Raw genomic sequence first — 5735 nt, 5'->3', positions numbered from 1 at the left:
CAATATAAATACAAAAAAGAAGGTGACTCTAAACAAGTTAAGATAAAGGATAGAGCGAGTATTTCTGAAAGACCTAGCAGTGCTAATAGAAAAAATCTTTATCACTTTGAAGGTGACACTATTGTTGGTAAAGACCATAAAAGTGCTATTGTAACAATGGTCGATAGAGCTAGCAGATTTACTATTTTAGCCAAGTCTATAGATAGAACAGCTAATTCAATCAATAGAATATTGTACAAAGTATCTAATGGTCATAAAATATTAACAGCTACATTTGATAATGGTAAAGAGTTTGCTAAACATAAGAAGCTAACTAGCAAGACTGGCATCAAAGTATTCTTTGCTGATCCATACAGTCCTTGGCAAAGAGGTACTAATGAAAACATGAATAGGTATATCAGACAATTTATACCTAAAGGTACTAACTTTAACAATATATCTCATCAATACATTAGAAAGTTACAGATAGACTTGAATAATAGACCTAAGAAATGTTTAAATTACTTGACACCTAATGAAGTACATTTTGGTATCTCTATAAACATTGAGAATACAATCTAGCTTTTCATTGGCATAATAATAAACAAGCTATTATCTTTTTCATCTTTAACTAAAGCGCTCATATTAGGATTATCAAGATAAATAGTCATAGTTTCTTCACTTAAAACATTAATAATATCTAAAAGATATTTGTAGTTAAAACATATTTCCATATCATTATCATTATATTGAACTTCTACTTTATCTTCAGCCTTTTCATTATCAGGATTATTTGCAGATAAAAGCACTTGTCCTTGAGATATATTTAAACGTACACCTTTGTATTTATCATTAGCTAGAATAGATGTTCTTAACAATGAATTTTTCAAAACTTGCTTATCTACAGCAAAAAGCTTTGTGTTATTTTTAGGGATTACTTTTTGATAATCTGGATAACGTCCATCTATAAGTTTTGATATAAATGCATAATTACCAAACTCTGCTTTAAGATAGTTCTTACCTAAACATATTTTGATATTTTCTTCTGTTTTGCCAACTATCTTTTTAAGTTCTAAAATAGCCTTTTTAGGAATTATTGACTGCGAATCACTATCTAAAACTTTACTATCTATTATAGACTCTGTAATAGACATTCTGTGTCCATCTGTAGATACTGCTCTAAGTAAGTTTGAGTTAATTTCCCAAAACATCCCATTTAAGAAATATCTAGTATCATCATTAGCCATAGAAAAATCTACTTTTGAGATAATATGATGAAAGTCTTGTTGAGAAAGATCAAAACTTGCTTGCTCATTAATATTACTGTCAATTAAAGGATAACTATCAGCATTTAGCGATATAAGGTTAAATGTACTATTATTAGAAATAATTGTAACTTTATTATCATCAATTCTAAAGTCAATCATAGAGTTATCATTTAAACTTCTAACAATATTGTATATTTTGTCAGCATTTAACGCTAATTTTACGTTTGTATTGCAACTAATAGCTATATTACATGATATCTCTGTATCAAGATCAGAAGCTGTAATTTTAAGATTATTGTTATTTATATCAAACAATATACATGATAATAAAGGCATTGTACTTTTACTATTAGCCACTGATAACATTGACTGTAAAGGCTTTAGTAAGTCATCTCTATTTAGTACAAAATTCATTTTTAAAAACCCCTTTGATAATAGTTCCTATTTTTATTTAACGAGAAATCTTGTCTAAAAGCAACTCATAATCATCAGATATTGAAGTATTGCTTTGTCTTAATTTAGTTATAGCTTTGACAGCATGCATAACTGTAGTGTGATCTCTACCACCAAAGGCATTACCTATCTCTGGTAAGCTATGTGATGTCAACTCACGTGCCAAACTCATTGCTATTTGTCTTGGTCTAGCTATATTTCTACTTCTTTGATTAGAAGTTAAGTCTTTTACCCTAATTCTATAAAAGTCAGCAACAACCTTTTGGATATTATCTATTTTTACTTTCTTTTCTTGTATTTTTATAACATCTCTTAAACAAGCTTGCGCTACTTCTATAGTAGGATCTTTATGATTAAATTTAGAGGTTGTTAGCACTCTATTTAAAGCGCCCTCTAACTCTCTAACATTTGTACGTACATTTTCAGCTATAAAAGCTGCTGTTTCATTAGGTAGTTTTTGTCCTAAGTCATATGCTTTTTTGAGCAAAATAGCTATTCTAGTTTCTAAATCTGGCATATCTACAGAAACTGTTAGACCATATCCAAAGCGTGAAACTAATCTTTCTTCCAAACCTTCTATTTCATTTGGATACTTATCACTAGTCAGAATAATCTGTTTACCATTTTCATACAAAGCATTAAACGTATGGAAAAACTCTTGAGCTGTACCTTCTTTACCTGCAATAAATTGAATATCATCTATGAAAAGAATATCTGCAGATCTGTACACTCTTTGAAACTCATCTTGATCTTGTAATCTAATTGAATTTACATAATCTTTAATAAACTGCTCTGAGTTTGTGTATATAATTCGAGCATTTGGATTAACTTCTCTAGCATGATTACCAATAGCCTGCATCAAGTGAGTTTTACCAAGTCCGCTACCACCGTATATAAATAATGGATTATGCAATTTACCAGGATTAATAGATACTTGCATAGCCGCTGCTCTAGCTATTTTATTTGCATCACCAACGACAAAACTATCAAAAACATATTTTTCTTTTAGTGGTAAACCAAAAGAATATTCTTGATCATCTTTATCTGTGATAAGCATAGCTTCATCAAAACCAAATAACTCTTGGGAAGCCGTTTTTTTAGAAGATGGTTTTTTTTGATTCTTCTTAGGCTCTTGATTTAGACTTATTTCTTCAGAATCATCTTTTATTTCAACATTTTTCTGATTAAAAAAGTTTGCTTGTGGCCCAACCGAAGCTACTCCCGAAGCTTTTTCTCCAGAAAACTTTTTACTAGAATATTCTATAAGCAAATCACCATTATGAAACTCTTCTATTGTTGATGAAATAAGATCTCCATACTTAGATTTTATATGTTTTTTAAAATATTCATTATTACAATAAATTGTGAATAAGTTACTATTTTGCTCTACATGAATAGGCTTAATCCACGTTTTATATTCAAACGTAGAAAGGTTTTTTTTTATCTTTTTTAAACACTTATTCCATGTAGTCATAATAAAAAAACGTCCCAATAATCCTTAATTTAAAAGGATAACCAATAGAAGGTATAGTAAATTAATTGAATGTGTAAGATTTTATTGCAATAAAAAAAAATAAGCAAACATAATTAATCAAGCCTGTGGATAATTATGTTAATTAATTTGTTTATTTTTTGATAAGAAGGTTGTTAAATAACTTATTCACAAATATGTTGATATTTTTGTTGATAAATTTGATAATTGTTTATCCACATTTTTATTCATATTAATTAATCATCTTTTTTACATACTTATACATTTATTATAAACCTCTTTAATTCTTGATATATATAGCTTTTAGAGAGTTATCAACAAGAAAATACCCACATAATAAATAATAATATAAAAAAAGGAATAAAGTTATATATAAATAAGTAAAAGAAAAATAATCAAAAATAAAATAAAAATACTTTTTCTAATGTCATTAAATACTGAAATATTTTTAAATATAAATAAATATGAACAAAGAATTGCTATAAAAGAAAATAATATACTCAAAGAAATTCTAATTGAAAGAGATAACCAAAAAAGAATAGTCGGAAATATTTATAAAGGTAAAATAATAAGAGTACTTCCTGGTATGCAAGCAGCATTTGTAGATATAGGACTAGAAAAAGCTGGTTTTTTACATTTATCAGAGGTTATACCTTTAGAAAGGGATGATGATGAATCTGATGAAAATTTTAAATTGAATAAACTAAATACTGAAGATATCAATAAATGGTTACGTGAAGGTCAAGAAGTATTAGTTCAAGTAGTCAAAGAAAGTATTGGTAATAAAGGTGTAAAATTAACTTCACATTTATCTGTATCATCTCGTTTTTTAGTTTTTTTACCTGATCTAGATCATATTGGTATATCTCTTAAAATAAACAAAGAAGAAGAAAAACAAAGATTATTAGATTCAATTAAAAAAATTACCCAAAGTGAAAATCCTCGCGGATATATTTTAAGGACTGCTGCAGAGGGTGCTAGTTATGAAGAGTTAGAAAATGATATCAAGTTTTTAAATAATTTATGGCAAGATATTTTGGATATTTCTAGCACTATAATCAAACCCGGTGTTGTTTATGAAGATTTTAATTTGATAATAAAGACAATTAATATTTTTGCTAATGATAATCCTGATAAAATCCATATTGATGATATAGATTCATATAAAGAAATTTGCCAATTTGCTGATAAATATATTCCTGGTTTAAGAGATAAAATAGAACTTTATCAAAAACATAATATTTTTGAAGAATATGATATTGATATTGAAATAAATAAAGCTTTGGATAAAACAGTATATCTCAAATCAGGTGGTTATTTGGTTATTGATCAAACTGAAGCAATGATAACTATTGATATAAACACAGGTGGTTTTATAGGAACCAAAAATCTAGAAGAAACTATATTTAAAACAAATCTAGAAGCTACAAAAGAGATAGCAAGGCAGCTAAGATTGAGAAATTTAGGCGGCATAATAATCATAGATTTCATAGATATGATGGATGAATCACACAAAAAACAAGTTTTAGAGGCTTTAAAGAAGGAATTAGAGCTTAATAAGGCAAGACTAGTGTAAGTGATATTTCAGAGCTAGGATTGGTTGAAATGACACGTAAAAGGGTACATGAGAGTTTATTGAGGACCTTATGCCAGCCATGTGAGCATTGTAATGGTAAAGGAAGTGTCAAAACACTACAAACAATTTGTTATGACATATTTAGAGAGATTAAGTCAGAATCAAAAAATTATCCAAATTATAATAATTTCTTACTTATGTCTTCGAAAAAGATCATTGATTATATAGAAAAAGAAGAATCTATATGGTTAGCAGAGCTAGAATTAGAAATTGAAAAAAATATATATTTAAAAGCTGAAAGTAACCATATATACAATCAATATGACATAATTCCATTAAATTAAAAAAATTACAAAACATTGTTGACAGCTTGATAAAAAGAGCTATAATACATACTCATAGTCGCCGACTTAGCTCAATAGGTAGAGCAACTGACTTGTAATCAGTAGGTCGCCAGTTCGATTCCGGCAGTCGGCACCATAACGGAGTGGTAGTTCAGTTGGTTAGAATACCTGCCTGTCACGCAGGGGGTCGCGGGTTCGAGTCCCGTCCATTCCGCCATATTCTCATTAAGGTCTAGTTCTTAAAACTCAGTTTTCCCCTTTTTACTTCTGATATCTTGATCTAGACCTTAATTTTTTACTTTTTCTTTTAAAATAAATGAATAGATAAGACAGTTTATATAATCAGTATGTACCATAAAAAAAGTAGTCATCCTTCTGCTTGATATGGGGATCTCTTAAATATTGTAGAGATTCCTATCTTCGTGAGAATGACTTGATATTAAATCAGTTGTCTTTAAATCTATGTGTCTAAAAGTTATTTAGATATACTCAACGATTTTTTGTATTTATATTGTCTAGCTTTGAAAAATAATAAGTGTCTAAGCTTTAACTTGCTTATTAAGTTGTAAATTGCTTTGTGAGTTATATTAACAATGCCCTCATGTTTTAATCTACCACAAATA

General features: G+C 28.3%; 3 protein-coding genes, 2 tRNA genes and 2 pseudogenes. 4 read left to right on the top strand and 3 right to left on the bottom strand.

Features of this window, described 5'->3' with window-relative positions:
* Positions 1-561: IS30 family transposase (locus F8C69_RS08745; RefSeq protein WP_159183759.1), on the top strand; the 561-nt coding region annotated here is incomplete at its 5' end.
* Here the strand turns inward: F8C69_RS08745 and dnaN are convergent.
* The gene (gene dnaN, locus F8C69_RS08740) at positions 558-1661 is read right to left on the bottom strand and encodes a DNA polymerase III subunit beta (protein WP_159184906.1); all 1104 of its coding nucleotides are present in this window, start codon (positions 1659-1661) and stop codon (positions 558-560) included. The genes F8C69_RS08745 and dnaN overlap by 4 nt on opposite strands.
* Positions 1662-1698: 37 nt before the next feature.
* A complete protein-coding gene (gene dnaA, locus F8C69_RS08735; RefSeq protein WP_159184905.1) occupies positions 1699-3174 on the bottom strand; it encodes a chromosomal replication initiator protein DnaA in 1476 nt (491 codons plus the stop codon).
* Positions 3175-3616: 442 nt separating this feature from the next.
* Here dnaA and F8C69_RS08730 point away from each other — a divergent pair.
* The 3 genes and pseudogenes from F8C69_RS08730 (at position 3617) to F8C69_RS08720 (ending at position 5329) form a co-directional block, all read left to right on the top strand.
* Positions 3617-5112, top strand: a pseudogene (locus F8C69_RS08730) (Rne/Rng family ribonuclease).
* A gap of 60 nt (positions 5113-5172) precedes the next feature.
* Positions 5173-5248, top strand: a tRNA-Thr gene (locus F8C69_RS08725).
* 4 nt (positions 5249-5252) lie between these two features.
* Positions 5253-5329: transfer RNA gene (locus tag F8C69_RS08720), tRNA-Asp, on the top strand.
* 279 nt (positions 5330-5608) lie between these two features.
* Here F8C69_RS08720 and F8C69_RS11515 read toward each other — a convergent pair.
* A pseudogene (locus tag F8C69_RS11515) lies at positions 5609-5735 on the bottom strand (IS30 family transposase); the annotation flags it as partial.

It is taken from the genome of Francisella noatunensis subsp. noatunensis (assembly GCF_009823375.1).
GTDB lineage: Bacteria > Pseudomonadota > Gammaproteobacteria > Francisellales > Francisellaceae > Francisella > Francisella noatunensis.
Note: the sequence above shows the minus strand (reverse complement) of the source record. Positions and strands in the feature narration are given on the sequence as shown.

Bases quoted from the DNA above. Each gene is read 5' to 3' on its own strand.
- dnaN (WP_159184906.1), bottom strand. From the start codon at position 1,661: ATGAATTTTGTACTAAATAGAGATGACTTACTAAAGCCTTTACAGTCA.
- dnaA (WP_159184905.1), bottom strand. From the start codon at position 3,174: ATGACTACATGGAATAAGTGTTTAAAAAAGATAAAAAAAAACCTTTCT.